The following is a 21385-nucleotide window of genomic DNA, read 5'->3' as shown; positions in this document are numbered from 1 at the left end:
CTCCAATCTGTCATAAAAAATCACCGCTCTGGGGAAGGGCGGCGTTCCTGTGATTTATCAGGCTGCGGGCGTATTCCCATGATCCGGTCCGTTTCCCTGCGGACCAATCGGTCAAGTGCGCCCAAATCCTCCGGGGTAACGGCAAACTCCCGGTAATTCTCATACCAGAGCCCCGTGACTGCCGCAATCGGCGGTACCTTTTCCGGCCCTCCGGGAAAAAGGCGGTAGACCGGACCGCCGTCAAGGAGCATCTGCTTCGCTGTCCCCAGGGGTATGCGGTACATATCTGTGTCCGGGTTCTGCGCCTCCTCCATATACTCCACATTCAGAAGTTCCTCCAAATCCTGCGGCATATAGGAAAATGCCTGCTCCTTCCATTGGCTGAACCGGTTAGAATAGCGGTACTGCCATTCCGTCACCTGCTCCGGCGCATAAAGGTAGCGCCAGGTTTTCAGGGCATCCTTTTCGCATAGTTCCATTGCCTCCCATTTTTCAATGCCTGCCTCCGCCTTCGTGCCGTCCCGGTATTCCATGTTGACTCCGTAAGGGTAGAGGGTATTCCGTTCTATGTCCTGCCGCAGCGTGTCAAGGTCCGTCATCAGGACATCCCCGTACAGCCGTCCGTCCTCCTTACGCTCTGTGTGGAACAGGAAAGCCCTGGCACCGGGGTATTCCGTCATGGCGGCCATCCGGTAAAGCTCTCCTGTGGGATAGTAGGCAGACAGGGCATCAGCAAGCCATATGTGGTTTTTTCCCATGATAGCGATAGAATCCTGCCCGGTGTTGGTTGCCAGTGAGCGCAGGTTGAATTCACTTTCCCGCAGGAAATCCCCGGCCAGGATATGGAGCTCATAGGCAAATACACCTAAATCCGTATCACGGACTAAGTGAATCTGCGGAAGCGCATCATCTTTCATAGTGACCGGTGCCATTTATAGATTCCTCCCATCTGCCGGCGGCTGCCCTCCGGCAATCTTGCCGACGATCTCCGGCCCGGTCTCGTAAATCTGCATGAGCCGCTTTGCTGTTCCGCATGGCTGCGCTGCACCGCTGGTCCAGAGCCGGACCGTGGAAGGGGCGACGTTCATCAGAAGCGCAAAGCCTTTCTCGTTCATATCCAGTTTTTCCATCAGGGCCTTAACCATGTCGGGGTCATAGTCCGGACACCGGGCAGCTTCAGCAATCATCTGTAAAGCGGTGTTCTCTGTGTTCATCATTTCTAAAATCCTCCTGTCAAATTGAAATAGCCGCCTGTTTCTGGCGGCATTGTTGTTGATGGTCTTTCATTTTCTCCGTAACATGGAGCAGCATTTCGTTGTAGTCCTTTCCTATACGGGGCGGGTTGATCCCCACCCGGATATGTTTGAACCGCTGATCTTCATGGAGCATTGCCTTGATCCTCCTGGCATTTTTAAGGCCGCCAAGGTCATTGTCCATGTAGAGGCTGACGCGCCGGATTTCCGGGTGGCGTTTCAAAAATGCAGTCAGCGCCACATGGGAAGTGCCGCCCAAAGACAGCCGGTAGCCGTCCCATTTCCAGCCTTCCAATTCCTGCAGCGTGGCATGGGAGAGGGCGTCAATGGGTGCCTCAAAGACCGCCACATGGCGGCTGCCCGGATTCCTCGGTGGATAGCAGAAGCTATATTCCTTGTCGCTGCCGTAAACATCTTTTCTGAGATTGCCGGTAATGCTCCGCATACAGGCAAACTTCGCTTTGCCGGCTTCATCCTTTCCCACAAACACACAGACCGGCTCGCCATGATACCGTGCCTCATAGAACAGCCCTTTCCGGAAACACCGGCCAATCACATCAGAGCTGATCCCGCGCCGCTGTAAATAGGAAACAGCAGAGGTAGCACACCGTCTGGCCCAGGGGAGAGAAAAAGGTTTCTTCTCCGGTTCTTTCTGCACATGGGCTTTTTCTGTTGCACTCCGATAGGCCGGTGCCTGCTGGATTTCTCCGCCTACCAGCGTATGGACCGCATCCACCAGCCCATAGCCCCGAATCTGGATCAGATAATCCAGGGCGTTGATACTCCGGCCCCGGCTGTTCCAGTACCAGTACCTTTTCCCGGTCACATAGACCAGGCTGTCATGTTCCTTGTGCCGGTAATTGGGCCCGTCCCGTTTCAGTACCCTAGGCTCATGGAACTGCAGGTATGCGAACAGGTCCGCCTCCCGCGCCGCCTGAATCTGTTCTTTGGTTACGCCGGGCATCGTGCCGGCACAGTATTTCTTTTCATCGTGCCCCGCCTCCTTTCCGTGATGAAAAAAGACGCCCAGAGACGCCTAACAGCCGTACAGGTCATGGTTGACCTCGGCACGGTAATAACTGTCCATTGTTGCCGGGGCATTATACAGCGCCGCCAGCAAATATGCCTTGATATTTCCGACTTTTGTAGTGTTCTTGTCAATACAGTCAAAGACATACTCCAAGTGGCCGGAATTGATCTTCAGGAAACGGCTCTTTACCACCTCTCTGGGAAAATCATCCCCGGCAATACGGATATATGGCCGTTTGGATAAAACCACTTCAAGCATAAGTTCTACAGTCTCGTCTAAGCGTTCCGTCCCATACCGGGAGACCATACAGTCATACTCGATATTTTCTTTGATGATTTTGCTGTATGCGTCTATCAGCTCAATCCGATCCATCCCATCCGGGCGGTCTGCCGTCTCCGGCTCTGCCGGATAGATTGATGGATAAGTCCTTGATATATCCGTTTTTGATTTTTTAGTTTTTAATGGATTAGTATTTAATTGTGCGGGATTTTCCTGTTCAGGTTCCGCCTGTTCAGGTTTTGCCTGTCCAGGATTTACCTGTCTTGGATTTTCCCGTTTAGGTAGAAACGCCTGTTTTTCAGCGTTTACAGGCTTTTCATGGATCGTATATTCAATATCTCCGAGCTGCCCGTTCCCATAGCGGAGGCGCTGCCTGGTGAGATACCCATGCCGCTCCAGTTCTTTCAGGGCGGTGGTGATGGAATCCACACCGTCCTTACAGATATGGGCGAGCCCTTTTGTGGTATAGTCCCAATCTTCCGGCAGCGACAGCATGAGGGAGAGAAGCCCCTTTGCCTTTAAGGACAGTTCCGTATTGCGCAGATGGTGGTTGCACATGATCGTGAAGTCCTTCGTTTTTTCTACCCGGAATACAGCCATTTCACAGCCTCCTTTCTCCGGTTATTTCCGTTACAAGGCGCGGTCCCTGCGGTCATAGTGGAGGTGCCCGCCTGAAACCTTCGCATGGTTTTTCAGTTTGACTTCGCCCTGTTCCTGGCTGTCCAAAAATTTCTGATAGCCGACATCCGTAAGGAACAGACGCATCTTATCGCCCTTATCTCCGACAGGGGAATCATAAGACAGCACATCAAAGACGATCATGTGCTTTACCTCCGGGTCGAAGCGTTCCAGCGCCATGATGTCATGCCCCTTTAATTTTTCCGCGCCGGATTTCTGCCGAGCCTCCGCGATCAGCTCCCCGATGGTTCGCCCTTCCTGCGGAAGCCGGTAATTTTTCTGAATATCCCTCACTAGGTCCATGCACTCGGCATCTGACAGGGGACGCAACTTTTCCATAAGGTCCTTTGCCGCTTTCCTCCGTGCCGGATCACCGGCATACTGCGAAGCCATAAAAAGCTCATTGATAATGGCATACCGTTCACAGCCCTCTGTCTGGTACAGCATCCGTTTTTCCATTTCGTTCAGTTCCATGTGAGTCTCCTTTCTCCTGAAAATGGGTACAAAAAAAGGACATCCACCTAAATAAAAGATGAAATGTCCTTTGGCATATACGCTATTCAATTTTATGTACAAAGCAGTCTGCCGCTGTTATGCCGCTTTCTGCTGGTGTCTCTGTGTTACATTACCATCAATAAAGGGATGAATTCCCTCAAATTCAATGTGAAAACGCGCCAACTTGGGTATGATATGTTCTTCACTTGCGGCGTATCGTTCAATCAGCTGCTCCATGCTCGGTATAATCAAATAAGGCTGAACAGGTTCATGTTTTGCGCCCATAATACGCACCGGTACCCTGCGATATACACCGCGGTCCTCTCTTTTGTCCGCAAGCACAAAATAATGAATTTGCTTGATTATGTCTTCAGTAAGAGGTGTATTTTTTCTTACTAATTCACTGACAAATTCAAAGGCTTCTTTATGACCAACTGCTTCCATATGGTCTTTCAGCGGCTTTTGACCAATTGTCAGTCCCCTGAGTACCATATCCGTCTCTCTCAAAGTCAAGGTATTCCCTTCAATGGCGTTGGAATTATAAGTATACTCCACTACAAATTCTTCATTCAGTCTCGCGGCTTCTCCTGCTGTTAATGGTCTTCTTGCATCCAGTTCAGCTTTCTTCCTGTCTATCATGTCAAGCAGAGTTTTCCTTGACCTATATCTTCCATCTGCCGGTTTAACGGCATCCACGGGAATTTTCCAGCTGCGGCCATCCTGATATGCACCGGCTATTTTCCCCTGTGAGCATAAAGTTCGGATTCTTCTGTCAGAAATTCCCCATTTATTCGCCGTCTCTTTTACCGTCATAAACATAAAAACCACTCCAATCTGTAAGATAATATTATACCCCCTTATCGGAATAATATCAACTTTATCGGAATAACATCTTGCAATATGAACGTTTATGACTTAAGCGTGAGTTCCCTCTTTATACTTTTTAAGGAGAACGATCGTATCAATAATATCCGCTACAAAACAGAATTGAAAAACCATATGAAGCACCATCTGTTTTTTTAAAACAAGCCCCTTTTTCCTCAAGGCTCTGACAAATAAAATCCCATAAGCGGAAGTCCCCGCCGCTATAAGGTAGGTGATGCCAATGGCGCAAACTACCCATATCCACACCCAGGGTATAAAAATCGCGAACCCTCGTGACGCTGCAAAAATAACCAGGGCTACCACCATGCAAAGCAGAAAGTTCAAAACAAAGAATGGAATCAAACTCAGCTTGAGGCGCCTCATGCCGCGCCGCAGGCCTGTGTAATCTTCTGCAGCGTACTGCTTACATGCCCTGGCTATATTGGAAATTATCAAAACTGTAATGGATGCCAGCTCTGCAATAAGCAACGAAAAATATATGTAAACGGCTATCAGCAGCATCCTAACTCGCTTCACTGTAGAAAATCCTCCTTATGCTTCTGCCTCCAATTTCAACAGCAGTTTCTCCGCCTCATCAAGATCTTCTTCTGCGAAAACTGTGAAGCCTGCATTTCTCAGATATTCAACCGCTAGTCCCTGTCCTTCCTTCTTCGTATCCGTGAAGGTTCCGTCATAAACAAATTTGCTCCCGCAGGAAGGGCTATCCTGTTTCATGATCGCGAAAACGACTTGGTGTTCCTTAGCCAATCGCAGCGCTTCCTCAGCCCCCAGCGTATACTCTTTTGTCACATCTTCCCCGGTCTGAGCCATTACTTTATCTCCCACTCTCTGTGAATCGGGCCTTGGCGTTGGCAAACCGCCAAAGACTTCAGGGCAGACCGGAATCAGCCGTCCTTCTTCTTTCCATTTCAAAAATCGAGGATCCGTTTCTGTCGTGTCTCCGCCATCGTATCTTACGATTTTTCCTCCGTAAAGACATTCACTTACTAAAATTTTCTTCATTTCAACTACCTCCCTGATACTTCCTATATTCAAAGGCGGCTTTTAACATTTCCACCTTTTTAGCTATATCCAGCCCTTTCACAGCAGCCTCCCGATCTATTTCCGTTTTTCTGCACATCGCTAAAACTTCTCGTAATGAACCTTATCCCATAGCTTTTCATCCAGAGTCATCGGTCTGCGCTCCTTTTCCGGCATACCTAAAGAAAGCATCGCTTCTACCGCATATTTTTCTTCGATTCCAAAGAGCTCTTTGATGAATTTGTCCGTGGTCACGCCTGGGGTTCTGCTCTGCCGACAGCGGACCTGGATCCAGCAGCTGCCCACGCCCTGGTCGGCTGCGGTCAGATGCATATTGCTCATAGCGATGGAGCAGTCCTCCACCCAAACGTCATTGACTGTGGTGTCAGCCATGACGATGATCACCGCCGCAGCCCCTTTGAGCATATCGGCGCCCATCTGGCGGCTGTCCGCCAGCCTGTTCAGCGCTTCCTTATCCTGGACCACCAAGAATTCCCAAGGGTGGAGATTCTTTGAGGTCGGGGAAAGCAGTCCGGCTTTGAGAATGGTGTTCAGCTTTTCATCAGCAATTGGCTCGTCCGTATATTTGCGGATGCTGCGCCGCTTTGTAAGTTTTTCAATCATGGTTCATTCCTCCTGTTCTTTGGTTGGCACCGTTTCGGCATCATCCGGGACCGGACGCCGGTTTTGGCATGGTACGCTGCTCTGACAGAGCCCGCAGCCAAAGATATAGGTTCCGCGCTCAATATGCGCTGGCCAGTAGGCATCACAAGCCTCATCTTCGTAGGCAGAGCAGGCTGCTTTATCATGCCCCTTTTCATCGATGGCATGAACCGGACACCGCTTGATGCATGCGCCGCAGCTGCCGTTGAAGGCATAGAGGCACCAGTCGTAAGGGCCCCTGCCCTTCCGGTCCGTAGGCTCCAGATCTGCTTCAATAACCATGGACGTAATTCGGATGGCCTTTCCTTTTTCCGAAATAAAACCATCGGATAACCCAAAGGTTCCCAGTCCCGCGGCGAAGGCCGCATGGCGGTGGGACCATTTGGACGCGATCCCCAAATCGGGCGATGTTTCACGGCTGAACTCCGGCTGCAGGTCGACGGACACACATCGGTAACTCTGCGCTTCCAATTCTGCCACCAGTTTTCCGGAAAACTCCTCCATCAGGGGTTCCCATTCTCCTCTGCTGACCAGCCAGCGGTCGCAGGGGAAAACCTTGGCTTTTTGCTGCATGGCCCTGGTCTTTTCCGTTTGGGGAAAGATCATGGACACCACCCGCAGGCGGTCTGCGGCGGGAACGTCCTCATATTTCAGAGCAAAAACCTCCGACGGGCTCCAGTGAAACGGACCGATATGTTCCTTTATAAAGTCGTAATAGCTGTCATTTCCGGCGGAAACACCCACAATGGGCGCTTCCCACATGGGTTCGTCCGCAAAGCCTAAAACGGCAAAATTGTTTTTCTCCAGGCTTTGAAATACGTTTTGAATGGTGGTTCTTATATCCATCTTTCCAGCCCCCTATCCAGGATTTCCTTTTTCATCGATAGCGCCACTCTTTCTGGCCTCATTCTACCATAACGTCCGGCCGATTGCCAGAAGGTTGTTATTTGAAGAGATACGTTTATAATATGGTATAGTATTTTTACTATTGAATCCGGCGTTGCCGCAGGGTAAAAATACTGAATCTTGCTGCGACGTGGATTGCAAGGTATACAATGAAAACCTTGTGCTAGCATAAATACTGTCAGGCAGCGAGCAGTGATAGTGTTTTGAAACTGGCCTCCGGGGCCGGAAGTCGGAAAATTTTTATAAGAACTTTCATTTTTTTCGCAAATCTGTGGGTTTGCGGAGACTGATCTTGCCAAAAAGCGGGAATCCCTGCTTTAAGGCGAATTTGAGATGGCTCAATCGTTGAAAACAGGGTAAATTTCGTCTATCTTTTTTCCTTTTTACGCAAAGAGTCCCAAATCTCCCAAACTGGCCTCTTTGCTCTCACTGGCTTGCTGGTGGGTATACGGCGGGGGGGGATAGTGATGCGTACATCCACGCCGCTCTTAGCCGCTTTTCCAGCGCTGTCATAAACTCGCTATCGAGAATCAAGTAAGGCGTATACAGCCTTCTTTTCTTCCCAAATCTTTGGCTTTCAGACCGTTCTTTTTAATCTGCCGCCGCCATCCCATCTGTGCGGCCAGCATATATAATCTTCTAGGAAAATTTGGTGAAACCAAAAGATCGGCTGCGGACTCTTGCCCATGGGTGTTTTCTCTGATGCTGTGAACCAGCTGGTCGATCCCTCTGCTGATGGTTTTTTTCGGGCCTTTATCCGGCGGAGCATCTTTCAGCATGGAAAGCATCCCGCCGCCGCCGATGCCAAGGCCGCGGCCCCAGCTCAAGCCCGCTTTTACGCACCAGTTATGCATGATTTCCAGCGCCCATCGGTTTTGTTCACCCTCAAAAAAACCGCAGTTTACTACTGCATATACAGAAATGCTTTTTCCGTGCAAAGTGGTTTCCAACCTTTCCAGCAAACGCACCAGATGAGAAGGCACCCCATCGACATACAGCGGGAATACGAAAACCATGGCATCTTGTTCCTTCAGCGCCTCCGGGATTGCAAATGCACCGTTATACGCATGGTACTGTACTGTTTCCATATCCTCAAGGCATGCGGTCATTTCCTCAATAAGCATAGCAGAAGCGCTTCCTGTTTTCTTGGGGCTGCCGTTTATAAACGCAATTTTCATTGGATCCCCACTCCTTCCATAGACGAAAGAAACTCCACCTTTTCCAGCTCAGCCCCCAGGTTAAGGCTATTGGCCAGCAGCAGCCCATGGGCTGTTTTCTTCTCTTGCTTTGTTATTGCATCTCCATAAAAACAAACCTGTATTTTAATCGAATTCTTGTATCGCATCTTATGGTGCATCTCCCCTTCTTTGATTCGAAAATCAGGGTGAAGATACGGTATGGATCGGTCCAGGATTGCTTTTACAGAGGGGCTGAATCCGCCGTAACTGCACCGGCTGATAATGAGTAACTGGCTGCACGCTGCCAGCTTAGCGCCCATGTCTCCATAGCTGTCTCGAATCACACAGCGTCCCGGCGTTAAAAGCCAGCAGTCAAAACATCCGATACAGGTCCCGGCGTGTTCATCACAAGTAATCAGTTCTATGTCTTTTTTTCCTTCCAGCAATTTTTTTACCTGCTCCTGGGGCAGGTCGCAAATGACAAGCCTCATCTCTCATTCTCCTTTGCCTGAGTCAAAAACGCATTGTACGCACGATCGACATTCTCATGGATATTCTCAAACGATAAGCTCATCCCTCCTGCGGCCACCATTGCCGCTATACCATGGGTGTAGATCATCATATCCAGGTAAAGTCGTTTTGCCTTATCCTTACTGAGGCCCAGCGTAGCTTCAATACTATCTGTTACCTCTTGCAGACCGTATTGCACGTAAATATCTTCCACTGCAGTTCCCTTCACATATTTGGATAAAAAAATGAATTTAAATAATTCCCGTTCCTCCTGTGCAAAGGAAATATGCGCCCTTCCTGAAGAACCGAAGTAATTCGTCTCATCCAAATGGCTGCGAACATAATCCAGCTGGTAGCCGCGGCAATGGTCAAACAGCTCTTCCATCAGCTGTTCCATGTTGGCATAGCAGCTATAGATTGGCTGAACAGAACAGCCCGCAGCATTGGCGACGCTCCGAGCATTTACCGCCTCATAGCCTTTCTTCCTGACCAGCGAAAATCCAGCTTTCATAATAAGTTCCTTAGTTATTTTCTGTTTTGGCATTTCCTTATCCTTTCAAAATTACAGTCGTTATATAACTTATGTTATATTTCATTGTCCGAATTGTCAAGGGCGATTTTTTTGGTTAAAGGCTGTTTATGAACACTCTCTGGCAATTCTAATTATTTTATGGAAAATATTGACATTTTAATGTATGTAATAAAATGGAAACCAATCCAACCACTGAACACATACAAGATGCCATGCAGAATTTATGCCAGAAATCCCAGAGAACTTGCAAGCACGAGGCTTTCATCGTATACTAAAAGGAGGAAACACATTGAAGAAAAAAGAATTAAAAGATTTTAACTTACTGGATCGTTTTTTATTCGCAGAAGCAGTCGAAGACCCGGAGACCTTGCAGGATATGCTGGAAATCATCCTCGGTAAAGACGTGGTTCTCAAGCATTTGCCCCAAACCGAAAAGGAAGAGCGTAAAAGCCTCTGGACGAAACAGATTCGCATGGACGTCTGGGCTATGGACGAAGAGAATGTCATCTATGATACGGAGGTGCAGCAGCGTAATACCTATAACCTTCCCAAGCGCAGCCGGCTCTACCACGGGCTGATCGACAGCAAGCTGCTCAAGCCGGGCGAAATCGACTATATGGGAAGCTGAACGATGTTTTTGTCATCATGGCCATGCCCTTCGACCTCTTCGGACGCGGTCTGTACCGATACACATTCCGGATGGGCTGCGAGGAGGTGCCGGGGCTGGAGCTGAACGACGGCGCCACAAGGATCTTTCTCAATACCCATGGAGCCGACAAAACCGGTGTCAGCGACGAGCTGATCGCGCTGCTGAACTATTTAGAGCGCACGTCACAGCAGGCAGCAGAAGCTTCGGGCAATGAAAAAATCCGCAGGATGCACAGAAAAATCGAAGCGATCCGATCCAGTGAAGAGATTGGAGTGAAGTATATGAACGAATATGAAGAAAAAATGCTGGAGAGACAGGAAGGCAAAAAAGAAGCACAAAAGGAGATGGCGCTTAAGATGAAGAAGAAAAACAAACCCCTGGAAGAAATTGCAGAATTCACTGGTTTGAGTGTTGAGGAAATAGAAGCGCTGTGATTTTCGTACACAGCCATATAAAGGCATTCCGAAGGAAATCAGAATGCCTTTATTTTTATCGTTTCAGTTCCTCCTCCGGTATGTCGTCCAGCCGCCAGACGATATCAATAAACGCCTTCGTCACCTTATCCAGCTGTTCAGGTGAAACCTTATCCAACGTATCTAAATCCGAATACAAATAAATCGGCGCGCTGATATAGTTGATGACAGGTACTCCCGCCTGATGGAGCAGATCCGCGGCGGTCGGCAGCTCCTCGCCGAAAAAATCCGCCGCGATCGATGCAAATCGCTCGATGCCATGTTCTTTTCAAAATCCGCCTCAGCTCCGGCGCCAACATAGACGATTTCCGCCTCAACACCTCCGTCCGGAGTAGAAAACTCCCCAAGCGTCCCGTCTGTCATGGTATGTGACATGTAATAAGACGGCACCGCTTTGCCGTTTACCGTAAGCCCCCGCTTGCTTACAAACCATAAAGAAATTTTGGATGGGGCAATCTGTACATTTCCCAATCCCAGATCCTCGTATTTGTCTTTCACATATTGCCGCGCTTTTTCTCCAGCCTCTGTTCCAGGCCGCCTTGCACCCATGCCGACCAGTTCCTTCACATATCCATAGGTCTTCTCTTTATCGGGCAGAATACTGCTGTAATCGGCAACCGGCGAATTCTCCGTCTTGCAGGTTTTCTTGATCGTAATATGCTGTTTTATCAGAAATCCGCACAATAGCAAGGCGGCCGCTATTACAATGCACAGTAAGACAATCAATATTATTTTAATCTTTTTTTCATCGTTCACCTCTATGATTAGAAGATCACAAGTTTCTTGCCAACTCATACGCATCCCATATGGCATACATAATGTTATGCACCTTCTGGGAATCGCCGATATTATAGACGGGAATCTCCAGATCCTTGATTGCTTCATAAAGCTGATTCTCGGATTCATAGCCTACGGAAAGAACGATGGTTTCTGCGGGGAGCTCCAGGCATTCATCGTCCTTCTTTACAACAACCGCATGATCTCTGGCCTCGACAAATTGGGCGCTTGTATGAATTCCGACTTTATGGAAATTCAGTAAATCGCGAAGCATGAAGTCATTCATATGGGGAATCGTCCCCGGCCCGCCGATAATCTCCGGCAGCATCTCCACAACATTTACTTCCTTGCCTTGCTGGGCCAGCCACAACGCAGTCTCACACCCTACCAGGCCCCCGCCTACCACTACCACCTGATCCTTTGCTAAGTCAGGATTCAGCAGAACTTCTTCTGCCGTTACAGCCCGGTCCACTCCGGGTAGTTTGATTTTCCTAGCCTTTGAACCCGTGGCGACGATGATGATGTCCGGCTGATAACTTGCGATGTCCTCCCTTGTAACGTTGGTATTCGTTCTCACATCTACGCACAGAAGTTCCATCTGTCTTTGATAATATTGAATCAGCTTGTGATCATTGTGCTTAAAATGAGGAACGCCTCCCGCAATCAAGTTGCCGCCGAGCTGGTCTGACTTCTCGCATAAAGTGACGTTGTGTCCGGATTCTGTAGCCGTCTTGGCAACTTCCAGGCCTGCGATACCGCCGCCTATTATCAAAATCTTTTTTTTCACAGCTGCCGGAATGATGTTGTAAATGGTTTCTCTGCCGCAGCCAGGGTTGACCGCGCAGCTGACCGGCCCATGCCCGATTCTTCCCAGACAGCCTTCGTGGCATCCAAGGCAAGGCCGCACCTCATCCAATCTGCCTGTGCGCAGCTTTTCCACGTATTCCGCATCGCATAAAAGCTGCCGCCCATAGCTGACGATATCGCAGCTTTTGCCCAAGGCTTCTACGGCCATCTGCGGGTTTTCCATCTTGCCCGCGAGAATAATGGGCACATCGACGGCTTTTTTTAAGATTTCTCCGAACTCCCGATAACAGCCATCTTCAAAATACATCGGCGGATGGTTCCAATACCAGGAATCATAGGTTCCCGCGTCCACATTGAGCGCGTCGTATCCGGCCGCCACCAGTATTTTCGCTGCTTCTATGCCTTCTTCTATATCTTTACCTGCTTCCTCGTATTCTTCCCCTGGAAGCCCGCCCTGCCGCAGGCCCTTCATGCAGCTTTTCAGGCTATAGCGCAGGCTCACAGGGAAATCCTGCCCACAAGCTTTTTTGATTCCCTGGACGATCATCGTCGATATGCGGAGCCGATTTTCCAAGCTCCCGCCAAATTCGTCCGCCCGTTTGTTATACAGTTCAATGGCAAACTGATCCAGCAAATATCCTTCGTGTACCGCATGGATTTCCACACCGTCAAACCCGGCTCTTTTAGCAATTACAGCCGAAGCAATAAATTTTTGGATCAGGTTCATAATCTCATCCTTCGTCATTTCTCGATGGATGATACTTGGGTCAAAGCGGTTTCCCTGCTCGGACGGGGCGATCGCTTTTGACACAAAGCCGGGCAGCGCGCTTCTTCCCAGGCCGCCGGTCAGCTGCAGGAAAACCTTCGCCCCATACGCGTGGATTCGTTCATTCATTTGATACGCATTATGGATAAACTTGATGGGTTCTACCGTAGGGCAAGGAATTCCCGAAAGTGGCATTCCCTCAATCCCTATATCCACACTGCAAATTCCGGTTATGATTAGACCAATTCCGTGTCTGGCCCGTTCCACGTAATAATCCTGGAGCCTCTGATCAAAGGCCCCGAAAGCGTCCGCATAACCCACCGGCCCCATAGGGGCCATGGACGTTTTGTTTTTGATAGCGCAGGTTCCGATCTGCGCGGGTTCAAATAATTCTTTGTATTGTGTCATACTGCTGATTCCTTTCTCTCATCTTTACAGTAGTTTCACTTCTGTTTCCAGGGTAATATCCAGTTTTTCCGCATAGCCCAGGTATTTGTCACATTCTTCATAGGTCAGCATATCGGAAGAAATCAGGCCGGTCTGGGTGTAATCGCCATTGACGAACATCTTTGTAAACAGCGATCCGCACTGCCCTGTCAAATACATTTCTCCGGTGATCCCGGCCCGCTCAAAGGATTCGACGCAGCCCGGCGCATAAAGATACGTTTCCGCCAATACCTTTTTTCCATCTTTCGTTCCCGCGGCTTCCACGACAAATGCGCCTTCGTCCTTTACCAGCCCTTCGTCCAGAATCTCTTTAATCTCATCATGGTATTTGGGCGCCGGCGGCAGGTGGGAAACGATGACATCAAATGGAATAAAGGTGTGTCCTTTATAAGTCTCTTCTTCACGGGACAGAAGGCCGGCCCGATAAAGAGGCGTGGAAAAGTCGATTCCGACGCCGCCGTATTTAAAGTTAATATTTTTCGCGCCCTTGAAATGCGTATCCTTGTTGAGCCCCATATATACTGTTTCGTCGTGGGCATGCTCCACTAACGTAACGGGGCGCTGGCAGCCTTTGAAGTGTCTGGTCACAGGTAAGCTGTGAGGTTCTGTTTCTACCAACTCACCGTTTTTTAAGGCAAAAGTCGGATCCGTCATATCGGAAAGCGCGGTGAAGGGGGACCACCAGAACGGCAGGAAACGCTTGGCTTCCACGCCTTCATAGACCATCATCAGGATATCATCGCAGGTATCCAAATATCGCATAGAACTTTTAGCGGCTACACACATCATACCCGGCGCGGAACCTGTACCGATGATGGCCATTTTGCCAATGGCTTTAAACCGTTTGCCATAATCGCTATACATGATTTCCACGCATTTGGGCCACCAGGGATCCAGGACGTCCGTGGCAGCGAAGTCCTGGTAGTTGGCCTTGACAGCGATTGCTGCCTCTAAAACTTTGGGTGCAAAGCCGATAGGCAGGGCGTTGACAATCAAATCCACACCTTCCGCCGCTTTGATGATACTATCCGTATCGTCGGCATTCACATAGATGCCTTTGGCTTTTTTCAAAATCTTCACCAGCTCATCGACGGCTTTGTGATCCGCATCCGCACAGATGATTTCGCTTACATTTGGTTCTTCATCCATTCTCTGCGCTACGGTTGAGCCCTGGGCGCCGGTTCCTAATACTAATATTTTTTTCATAATTAAATAACTCCCTTTCTATTGATTATCTCACCTGGCATTTACTACCGATTGAGCGGTAATATTTATTCAATGACTTACAGGACATTTTTGAAAGCAATCCGCCGATGATACTGAAAACAGCGCAGATGACAACCATAGGGACAAAGGCGACCACAAGTCCCAGCTGCGGTCCGGCCACACCGACCACCGTATAGGCGATGGCCATACAGCCCATGGTAATCCCCAAATCCTCGGCCGCGTAGGAATCGGTCAGCATCACTGGATTCAGCGTGGTCATACCGTTGTAGGTAAACCCCTGAATCGCGCACATCACTCCGAAGAACATGAAATTGTCGGTGCCGATGAGGATTAGGATCAGCAGCAGTATGCCGTCAATAATCCCCAGATAGCAGGTCGTCTTATACGGTCCGATCTTATCGGAAATATATCCGATGACCACGCCCCCGGCTCCGGCGCCGATGGCAAAAGCCGATGCGACCCACGCTCCGTCAGCGCCCGATGCGCCATAATTGGTTTTCGCCAGATAAGAAATATCTGTCACTAGCACATTACCGATCATTTGTATCAGGATCAGCGATACGAAGAAAATCCAGAAGGCCGGATAGGTAAACACCTTTTTCCAGCGCATGGTCGGTCTGGCTTCTTCGCTCTTTCCTTCCAGAGCCGCTTCCGCTTCTTCTTTTTCCGCCTCTTCCTGAAGCTTTGACATGGTTTTGGCGTCGCCTTTGGTCGGATCAGTCACCAGCATGCAGCAGATGAACATAACGACGGCAAAGATCGCGCCCTGCCATACGAGGGCCATGCTCACATCCAGCTTTTCTATGAAAAAGTGCGCCATCGGAGCCATTGCCGCCCCGCCCAGCGCCTGGCTGCCGTAGAACAGGCCCATGACCAGTCCCTTTTTTCCCGGATACAGCACGTTGATCAAGGCCAGCGTCGCGATAAAAATGCCGAACATGGCCAGCGAGGCCACAATGCCCTGCGAAAAGATAAATACGGCTACCGAAGACGTAAGGCCGCTCACCAGAATGGCGAGACCGTATAATACGCCGGAGATGACCAGGATCTTTTTCATGCCGAACCTGCTGGAAAGCCATCCGCCTACCACATAGGCCGGCACTTCGCAGAACATGGCCGTCGAATAGGCAAGTACGATGGTATTCATGGACCAGCCGTGGGCGTTATGCAGCGGCTCTACGTAAATATTGAGAGCGTAAATGTAATTGCTGAGCACACCTACAATCAGAAGCATGATCATGCTGATAATGCCAGCTTTTTTAGAAATCTTCGGCCTGCTTATCAAGTTATCTGTCATAATGGCACCTCCCTTTTCAAGACCCATCAGAGTTTTTCCGCGGCTGCCAGAGCGATTTCCGCAAAAGCCATGCCCACTGGTTCGAGCGCTTCCTGCGGGATCCGGTCAGGCTTATCGGACGGGTGATAAATGTACATTTCCCCGGAAACCATACTGACCACAGGAATCCCCGCTTCATTGAAATAATATGCGTCTGAAATCACTTCATCTTCACTGAACTCATACTCCTCACCGAGGCCGTTTTTCAGCTCCACCGGGCAGAAGAGGGTTTTATCCAGCTCATATTGTTTGAATTTGTCGATCACCATGTCTTGCAGCCCCGGATATTTGGAAATGTAGACCAGCCTGCTTTCAGGCTCGCCGGTCTCATGCTCAAGGTAGTCGTCGTCAAAGTAGGTTTCTTTTCCAATATGCTCCATGGCCAGGTCGAGAATTAGTTTTTCTCCCAGCTCCTGTCTCCTGCGTATAAAGGCCTGATGTCCCTCGTAATCTGTGTAATGGGTGTCCGTAGCCGCGAACATCATTGTCTTTTCACGCTGTTCTTTGGGAAGCCGGGAAAAATACTTGGCTAGTGCCAGCATTTCTGAAATTCCCGAAGCATCCTGGACCGCGCCGGAAAAGACTGCATCGTGGTGGGAGTGGGCAAGGATGATCTCCGGCGATTTGCCAGCCAGCTTTCCGCTCACATTCAGGGCATTCTTATATCCGTAGGTGGATTTCATCTTCATATGGCCTTTGAGCTGGGACTGCTTTGCGAATTTTTCCTTCATTTCTTTGCCGCTGCTTCTCGAAATCCACAGAGCGGGCAGCGACATATAGTCGACGCCATAAAGATTGCCGATATCATCGTAATCTTCACTGTACCAATACGGATCGTCGTAATAATTTTCCAGAATGCCGACAAATCCGGCGGCTCCGCTGTGGAGCGCTCTGTAATAGTTAAACGGCCAGTTGCCCGGCGTATAGATATGGTATTTTTTCAGTTCCTTGGCGGCTTTTCCCTGGGGGTCATAGAGCTGGGCTCCTTCAAACATTTCCATCAGGCCGGTAATATCAATGGGCGGAAAATAGATGTCGCAAACGACAATCTTGCCTTTGATATCCACATTTGCAAAGTCCTCCTCTTCTCCGCTTCCCAGGTAAAGAAATTCTTGCGCTTCTCCGTCAGTTCCGATTTCAAAGGTGCCGCTTTCCGCGCCTCGGTTGGTGCCGTTGGCGTAAAAGCATGGGATTTCCCCGCCGTCAATGCTCAAGGCGTAATCCTCTACCGTCATGCAGATTGAAGGCACCTTTTCAATTTTTACGTCTTCCAGTCCGAAGCTCCTCATTTTTTCCGCAATATATTCGGCGGATTTTCTGCCTTCCGGTGTGCCGGTTTTTCTGTGTCCCCACTGGCTCAGGTCCTCAATCCAGGAGAAGATTTCCTCTTTTTTCGGAAATAGCGCTTTGTTGATCAATGTCATAAATAAAACCTCCTAATCGTTTTTCAGTATGGTGATGGCTTTTCTGATGCTGTCTTTTTCTTCGGCCATTGTCTCGGCCATGTATTTCTTTTCCTCTTCTATCGCTTCCTCTATCTCATGGAGGGTATCGCGAAAAAAGCGGTTTCGCAGTGGTCTGACTTTCAGAATCAGGCCCGCCTTGATCATGGATAATGGATTTCTGAATCCGCTTGACGTCATATTGAGCTTACGCAGCAGGTTGTTGACAAGGGCATAGCAAGTGGAAACATGGACTTCTCTCCCTCTGGCCCAGGTTCTTTTATCCGCGTACTTTGGAGAACAAATCTGCGCCTGCATATGCTCGACAATCTGCTCGCTAAAGTAATAAGAGGCTAAGGCTAAATCAACGTAGGCGATCCCTTCCTCCATGGCCTTTTCCAAATTGCCTTTTTGGATCAAGGCGATTGTATTGAATAGAGCTTCGATGTCTTCCGCGTATTTGGCGCTTCCTAGGCATAAGAAATCAAATTGGTTGATTTTGTCGATTTCACGGGAAAACAGTTCGTATATCTGCAGCGTCCGCACATTTTCCTTTCTCGCTTCATCGTAATGCTGTTTTCGTCTGGCTTGGCTGAGGCCTTTTTCCAACTGGCCAAGATATCGGTCATTGCCGCTTACTATCGTCTGTGCCGCGGCCTTTCCCCGTTGCTCCAGTTCATCGACAGCTGCAAAGTATACTTCACAGGAAAGGCCGAGTTTGTTCAGTAATTCGCCTTTTAGCTCTCGTTTGATTCGCTGGGCCTGTTCGGAAAAATCAATTCGCAGATAAGGCATCTGGTCGAGATAAATGCCCAGCCCTCCGTAGAATCTCGCCGTGTCTTCCAAGGCTTTTACATCAAAGATTTCCCAGTTATCGTGGTTGGAATGGTCTCTGCCTATGTAGGGTGAAGTGCCCTGTTCCATCTGTTCGGTGATGATATCGTTTCCAAATACGGGAATCCCTTCCCCATGATAGGAAATGCCGTCGCACCAGGAGCACAAATAGTAGCTTTCCGTATCCACTTCTTCGGCTATTGCTTGGAATCCGCCCACCAGCCTTGGTGCATATCTAAAATAATCCTCAAGCAGGCCGCTGCCGCCGATACAGCCTATTGCTTTCAGCTCCTTCAGGCTTAAGGCCGTGTATTCAAAGTTGATATTGGCGATTACCTTTCCTGTCCACTGGGGTTTTGCTTCGTGAACCAGTTTGTAGGAGCCGTGGATGTATGGGTATCTGGTATCGGTCCGGCCGGTTTCGTGGCTGCCGTGGAACGCAAAAATGATCGTCCTTGCAGGCACATATCCGGAGGCTTTCATTGCCTTGGCAATTCCCAGCAGGCTGGCGCAGGAGGACATGTTATCCTGCAGACAGCTGAAAAAATGATCCAGATGGGCGCTGTAAACGATGGCCTCTTCGCTCAATGCTCCGGTGATTTCTCCGACAACATTATAGGTTGTTCCGCCGTCGGGGATAAATTCCGCGTCCACCGTCAGGGTGACTTTTAGACTGCTTTTTTGCTTTAGCTCCTCTTTCAGATAATCCGCATCTTTTTTGCATATCCCAACGATGGGGATATTGTTGCTGAGACTCGGTGTCTGTACGCGGATGGTTTCATCATTTAAGATATCTTCTGTGGCGTATATGACGGCCGCGCATGCTCCATGCAGCACCGCCTCTTCGATCTGCCCCGCAAGATTTCCGCTTTCCAACGCGCCCATGGCTTCCAGCAGTGCGATTTTGCCTTTCACCTCACAGGTTTCGTAGACTTCCTTCACTGATTTTTTTACGTCCACAAGCTGTGCGGTGATCCCTTTTTCATCCGTGCCCGGAGAAACATAGCCGTAAGGTTTTATCACTCGTTCCTGGCCTTTGACTTTTAATGCGGCATCGCGAAACTGATACCTGCTGGTGCTGCACGGCAGCATCTCCACATGGTCGAGGCCCAATGTTTCGAGCTCCGTTTTTATGTATTCCGATCCTCGGTGCTCCGCATCGCTGCCGCAATGCTTACCTCCGTAGAGCTCGCTGTCGCCTATTTGCGAATAGTTCTTAATAAAACTGACCTGATATTCCATATCCAGATTTTCGCAAAAGCGTTTGATATTCGTTTCGATCATCGGGTTTTTGCTCACGATTTTCCTCCTTTGTTTTCTCATACCGGTACTCACTATCTCTGGTGATGAAACTAATATACCTGTTTTGCCGAATAAAAAAAATCACCGATCTGTACAATCGGCTAACGGCTTTCGATCTATTTTGAAGTTTCTGTATTTTTTGACTATTTTAAGGTAGGAATTGTTCACAAGGAAGGTGCGAATTGTTCACAAAAAGACGTCCCTGCGGACGTCTTTTCGCTATTGATGCAAAGTGGGATATAAGGTTATGGCGCACAGCTGCCCTGGCTGTAGCTCTATTTCGCAAATCAACGGTACATTGCTTTCTATGGCATTGATTTCTATGCTGGGGTGAAGATACGCCTTCAAATATTCCCGGGAAATATCGCTCAAATTTACCGCCGGGTATTGGTCTTTCGTAAGCAGTCCTGGGATTTCACGGGTGCTCACTTTTTGATACCAATAAACACAGTTTTCTTTCAGTCCTGAAAAATGAATGAGATACTTTTTGGCCGTCTGGCTGTTGAAATTGAAGATCAATAAATGGCCGCCTCTGTCATTATTATAGAAAATAGCATCCGCATTTATTTTGTTATACAAAGTCCCCACGTTGGAAAGCAGTTCCTGTATGTAAAATTTCGGTGATTTAAGATCGCCTTCAAAAAATAGTTCCTCTAGCCGTATGCTGCTTGCCGCGGCGTCCTCTTTCAGAAGTTCAAAGCCTTCATCCGAAAGGTTTTCTGCTGCCAGTTCCCGATGTTTTCCTCTGCTCTCTTCCAGGATGATTTTTTTGATCGCAAGGCTGTCCCGGCAAAGGGCAAGCAGCTTCCTGGTCTGATAGGCAAGGGCTTGCTCTACGGAACAGTAAATTGCCTCCGCCCGGTATGGCAGTTCCATAGATGGGGCGACTTCCTGGGCAAGGTTCACATCTATGCTGCATAGATCCTGCTCTGCCGCAGCATCGCTTTGGTATTTTTTTAATAAGCGGCGCACCGACGTTCGGTCGATATGATCATCGAAGAAAATAGCCGATGGCTTTATGCGGGGGATCGGCTTTAAACGAGGTTTATTTTTCTCCCGCCACTGAGCCGGACTGCATCCATAATTCTTCTCAAAGGCCCTGTTATAATATCTGGGCGCGGAAAACCCGCATTCATAGGCAATGTTGGTGATGCTCATTTTGGAGTCCAGTAAATAGCGGATGGAGATTTCCGCCCTTATAAACGCCAGCCAGTCTTCAAAGCTTCTTCCGGTATATTTTTTTATCAGCCTTGATAAATACACTTCGCTCAAAAATACCTGGTCCGCCACTTCTTTCAGAGAAAGCTTCCGGCAGCAATGATCGTACATATACTCGATGATTTTCCACATCCTGTCCCACTGATCTTCATCCTTGATCCGGCTGTATTCTTCCGTGGCGTATTGGAAGCCGAATTTTAAATTGTTCAAGATTTCCAGGCATGAATAGACCAACTCCTGTTCCCGGCTTCCGCTATCGTCTTCGGAGTTTATCAGGTCGAACATGTCCCCGATGTACTGCCTGATTTCTTCCTTCAGATTCTCGGAAAGGATATCATTGATCTGCGGGTCGCATTTGAAAATTACGTTGGAAATGTCCGGAAGGTACTGGTCAAAGTTTTCCATGTTCAGCTGCAATTGAACGTATAAGAGCCCGTCGTCCTGCTTGTCTATACAGTGAACGTCTTCGCAGTTGATGACGATCATGTCCCCCTCTTTTAAAGCTATGCTTCGATTATTGATGATGACATCCGTGCTTCCCGCAAGGATAAGGTCGAGTTCCATTTCTTCATGCCAGTGAAAGCTTTGACTTTGATTTTTTATCGATACGGTCACTAGATGTTCGATCATAGTTTTTTACTCCTTGCTTAGGGAAAAGTCCTCCCCGTGCTATCGCCG

Annotated in this window: 22 protein-coding genes; 2 read left to right on the top strand and 20 right to left on the bottom strand. The window is 48.9% G+C overall.

The annotated features are described in order from the left end of the window. Positions 1-20: 20 nt before the first annotated feature. From LG211_RS12385 to LG211_RS12325, 13 genes are all read right to left on the bottom strand, one after another. Positions 21-932, bottom strand: a complete 912-nt coding sequence (locus tag LG211_RS12385; protein WP_269477640.1) for a hypothetical protein — start codon at positions 930-932, stop codon at positions 21-23. After that, positions 933-1217 (bottom strand): helix-turn-helix domain-containing protein, encoded by a 285-nt coding sequence (locus tag LG211_RS12380; RefSeq protein ID WP_269477639.1) that lies wholly within the window; start codon positions 1215-1217, stop codon positions 933-935. It lies immediately after the preceding gene. 16 nt (positions 1218-1233) lie between these two features. After that, positions 1234-2217 carry a toprim domain-containing protein gene (locus tag LG211_RS12375; RefSeq protein ID WP_269477638.1) on the bottom strand — a complete coding sequence of 328 codons (984 nt, stop codon included), beginning with the start codon at positions 2215-2217 and terminating at the stop codon, positions 1234-1236. A 72-nt stretch (positions 2218-2289) separates the two neighbouring features. Beyond that, positions 2290-3162, bottom strand: a complete 873-nt coding sequence (locus LG211_RS12370) for a DUF6017 domain-containing protein (protein ID WP_269477637.1) — start codon at positions 3160-3162, stop codon at positions 2290-2292. A gap of 30 nt (positions 3163-3192) precedes the next feature. Continuing rightward, positions 3193-3714, bottom strand: coding sequence for a DUF5720 family protein (locus LG211_RS12365; protein ID WP_269477636.1), 522 nt, complete (start codon positions 3712-3714; stop codon positions 3193-3195). 117 nt (positions 3715-3831) lie between these two features. Next, the gene (locus tag LG211_RS12360; RefSeq protein ID WP_148395803.1) at positions 3832-4554 is read right to left on the bottom strand and encodes a Fic family protein; all 723 of its coding nucleotides are present in this window, start codon (positions 4552-4554) and stop codon (positions 3832-3834) included. Between the two features lie 96 nt (positions 4555-4650). Continuing rightward, positions 4651-5136, bottom strand: a complete 486-nt coding sequence (locus LG211_RS12355) for a DUF6652 family protein (protein WP_269477635.1) — start codon at positions 5134-5136, stop codon at positions 4651-4653. 15 nt (positions 5137-5151) lie between these two features. After that, entirely contained in the window at positions 5152-5622 is a 471-nt protein-coding gene (locus LG211_RS12350) for a 2-thiouracil desulfurase family protein (protein ID WP_148395805.1), read from the bottom strand. Positions 5623-5742: 120 nt separating this feature from the next. Beyond that, entirely contained in the window at positions 5743-6264 is a 522-nt protein-coding gene (locus LG211_RS12345) for a nitroreductase family protein (protein ID WP_148395806.1), read from the bottom strand. Positions 6265-6267: 3 nt separating this feature from the next. Continuing rightward, positions 6268-7149 carry a 4Fe-4S double cluster binding domain-containing protein gene (locus LG211_RS12340; RefSeq protein ID WP_148395807.1) on the bottom strand — a complete coding sequence of 294 codons (882 nt, stop codon included), beginning with the start codon at positions 7147-7149 and terminating at the stop codon, positions 6268-6270. A 590-nt stretch (positions 7150-7739) separates the two neighbouring features. Further along, positions 7740-8387, bottom strand: a complete 648-nt coding sequence (locus LG211_RS12335; protein ID WP_227755310.1) for an NAD(P)H-dependent oxidoreductase — start codon at positions 8385-8387, stop codon at positions 7740-7742. After that, positions 8384-8878 (bottom strand): flavodoxin family protein, encoded by a 495-nt coding sequence (locus LG211_RS12330; protein ID WP_269477634.1) that lies wholly within the window; start codon positions 8876-8878, stop codon positions 8384-8386. Before LG211_RS12330 ends, LG211_RS12335 begins: the two co-directional genes overlap by 4 nt. Then, positions 8875-9408 (bottom strand): TetR/AcrR family transcriptional regulator, encoded by a 534-nt coding sequence (locus LG211_RS12325; RefSeq protein WP_269477633.1) that lies wholly within the window; start codon positions 9406-9408, stop codon positions 8875-8877. Before LG211_RS12325 ends, LG211_RS12330 begins: the two co-directional genes overlap by 4 nt. Positions 9409-9718: 310 nt before the next feature. On the opposite strand from LG211_RS12325, the gene LG211_RS12320 reads away from it, so the two are divergent. Both LG211_RS12320 and LG211_RS12315 read left to right on the top strand, forming a co-directional pair. Further along, a complete protein-coding gene (locus tag LG211_RS12320; RefSeq protein WP_269477632.1) occupies positions 9719-10057 on the top strand; it encodes a PD-(D/E)XK nuclease family transposase in 339 nt (112 codons plus the stop codon). Positions 10058-10074: 17 nt separating this feature from the next. Beyond that, positions 10075-10512, top strand: coding sequence for an Rpn family recombination-promoting nuclease/putative transposase (locus LG211_RS12315; RefSeq protein WP_253019795.1), 438 nt, complete (start codon positions 10075-10077; stop codon positions 10510-10512). A gap of 162 nt (positions 10513-10674) precedes the next feature. Here the strand turns inward: LG211_RS12315 and LG211_RS12310 are convergent, their stop codons facing one another. The 7 genes from LG211_RS12310 to LG211_RS12280 all read right to left on the bottom strand — a co-directional run bounded on the left by LG211_RS12310 (position 10675) and on the right by LG211_RS12280 (position 21337). Next, positions 10675-11346, bottom strand: a complete 672-nt coding sequence (locus LG211_RS12310; RefSeq protein WP_269477631.1) for a zinc-binding metallopeptidase family protein — start codon at positions 11344-11346, stop codon at positions 10675-10677. Further along, a complete protein-coding gene (locus LG211_RS12305; protein ID WP_269477630.1) occupies positions 11324-13309 on the bottom strand; it encodes an oxidoreductase in 1986 nt (661 codons plus the stop codon). The genes LG211_RS12310 and LG211_RS12305 overlap by 23 nt, the downstream gene beginning before the upstream one ends. A 24-nt stretch (positions 13310-13333) precedes the next feature. Continuing rightward, a complete protein-coding gene (locus LG211_RS12300; protein WP_269477629.1) occupies positions 13334-14554 on the bottom strand; it encodes a saccharopine dehydrogenase family protein in 1221 nt (406 codons plus the stop codon). Between the two features lie 25 nt (positions 14555-14579). Further along, positions 14580-15872: an MFS transporter gene (locus tag LG211_RS12295; protein WP_269477628.1), complete on the bottom strand. Its 1293-nt coding sequence runs from the start codon at positions 15870-15872 to the stop codon at positions 14580-14582. Between the two features lie 26 nt (positions 15873-15898). Continuing rightward, a complete protein-coding gene (locus tag LG211_RS12290; RefSeq protein WP_269477627.1) occupies positions 15899-17335 on the bottom strand; it encodes a M28 family peptidase in 1437 nt (478 codons plus the stop codon). 12 nt (positions 17336-17347) lie between these two features. Further along, the gene (locus LG211_RS12285; RefSeq protein ID WP_269477626.1) at positions 17348-19486 is read right to left on the bottom strand and encodes a M28 family peptidase; all 2139 of its coding nucleotides are present in this window, start codon (positions 19484-19486) and stop codon (positions 17348-17350) included. 222 nt (positions 19487-19708) lie between these two features. After that, on the bottom strand, positions 19709-21337 hold the full coding sequence (locus LG211_RS12280; protein ID WP_269477625.1) for an AraC family transcriptional regulator: 1629 nt from the start codon (positions 21335-21337) through the stop codon (positions 19709-19711). Positions 21338-21385: the final 48 nt, after the last annotated feature.

Source organism: Hominibacterium faecale (assembly GCF_020734085.1).
Classification (GTDB): Bacteria; Bacillota; Clostridia; order Peptostreptococcales; family Anaerovoracaceae; genus Hominibacterium; species Hominibacterium faecale.
The sequence above is the reverse complement of the archived record's forward strand: the minus strand, read 5'-3'. Positions and strand labels throughout refer to the sequence as shown.